A 1,312-nucleotide genomic window follows, 5' to 3' on the forward strand; every position below is an offset into this window, starting at 1 on the left:
TTAACTTGGGAAAAGTCACCAAAATCTTCATCGATTTAATTGTATTTTCACGCTACTTTGTTCGCATTGCTTTTAAGCATTAAACAATCAGAAGCCACGCACTTCCGATCATTTATTTTTGTAAAGTTTAAAAGTTTTTTGTTTGTATTAAGCTAAGACTAAGCGTGGATCTTATAAAATAGTTGTAAGAAAGTTATTTTAAAAGATAGTCGATTAAATCGATTATCTTATTTACTGTCTCCAAAAAGAGAATCGTAAATTCGATTATTTCTCTAATCATAGCTACCCCCTTTCTAAACAATCGGAAGATTAGCCTTATTAGTACTTAAATACAAGCTATATTATAGCAAATTTCATTAAAAAAGCCAAGTATTTTTGCTATAAAATGCTTATTTTTTAGTGGTTTTAACGAGGTTCTTTTTTTTTATTTAACTTGGGAAAAGTCACCAAAATCTTCATCGATTTAATTGTATTTTCACGCTACTTTGTTCACATTGCTTTTAAGCATAGCTTCTATACTTAAATGACAGTCTAATTTTTCCCATTCGATGCCTGTATTATCACAGATAAAATGCCATTTTTCTAAATCTTCTGAATTTGCATTTTCAAGTTCTTTATACCATTTTAAAGGAGTTTGGATTATGCGTTCATCCTCTAATAAAACAATAAGATAATCTTTATCGAATTTTACATTCTTTGCCTTAACTAAAGTATTCATTCCATCTCCTTTCAAATTCGAGTCTGTGTTTTTTAACAGTTTCAAGAATAAAAGACAAATCTTTATTTTTAAAATTGCTAAATTGAACTTGTAAATTTTCTAAATTAATTTTCGCAAATTCATTACCTTTCATAATATGAATATGCTTTGGTTCATGTTCGTTTGAATAAAAGAAAAACTTAAAGCCATTGATTTTTAAAAGAGTGGGCATAATTTTCCTTACTTTATTCATATTTTTAATAATTATACTATATTTTCGTGAATTTTGTTAAGTATTTTTGCTGTAAAATACCTATTTTTAGGCTTTTAATAGGATTTTTTTTATTTGACTTGGGAAAATGAATGTAAATTAGTAGCTTTATACACACTCTAACAAAGGCAAGGGGCTTTTCTGTCCTGCGGTTTTGCTAAAAATACTTCCATTTTAAACTTAAAAAACCTAAAGTTTAGATATAATCTCACAAAACGCTTACTATGTCGTTTCATAGTTAAGCCTTTGTTGTAATTTTCCGCTAGAGTTGCAGCTCTAAAGCGGATTTTTATGAAGGAAAGATTTAAAATGAGAAATTTAACTTTAGAAGAAAATATATTTTT

Annotated in this window: 3 protein-coding genes; all 3 read right to left on the bottom strand. The window is 27.4% G+C overall.

Features of this window, described 5'->3' with window-relative positions:
• Positions 1–475: 475 nt before the first annotated feature.
• On the bottom strand, positions 476–718 hold the full coding sequence (locus AJ932_RS08525) for a DUF2442 domain-containing protein (RefSeq protein ID WP_060787619.1): 243 nt from the start codon (positions 716–718) through the stop codon (positions 476–478).
• Complete coding sequence (locus AJ932_RS08530) at positions 702–929, bottom strand: DUF4160 domain-containing protein (protein ID WP_060787620.1); 228 nt, start codon at positions 927–929, stop codon at positions 702–704. The genes AJ932_RS08525 and AJ932_RS08530 overlap by 17 nt, the downstream gene beginning before the upstream one ends.
• 158 nt (positions 930–1,087) lie before the next feature.
• Positions 1,088–1,312: hypothetical protein (locus AJ932_RS10685; protein ID WP_222555546.1), on the bottom strand; the 225-nt coding region annotated here is incomplete at its 5' end.

Origin of the sequence: Campylobacter sp. BCW_6873, assembly GCF_001762365.1 — a bacterium.
In the GTDB taxonomy this organism is placed as follows: domain Bacteria; phylum Campylobacterota; class Campylobacteria; order Campylobacterales; family Campylobacteraceae; genus Campylobacter_D; species Campylobacter_D jejuni.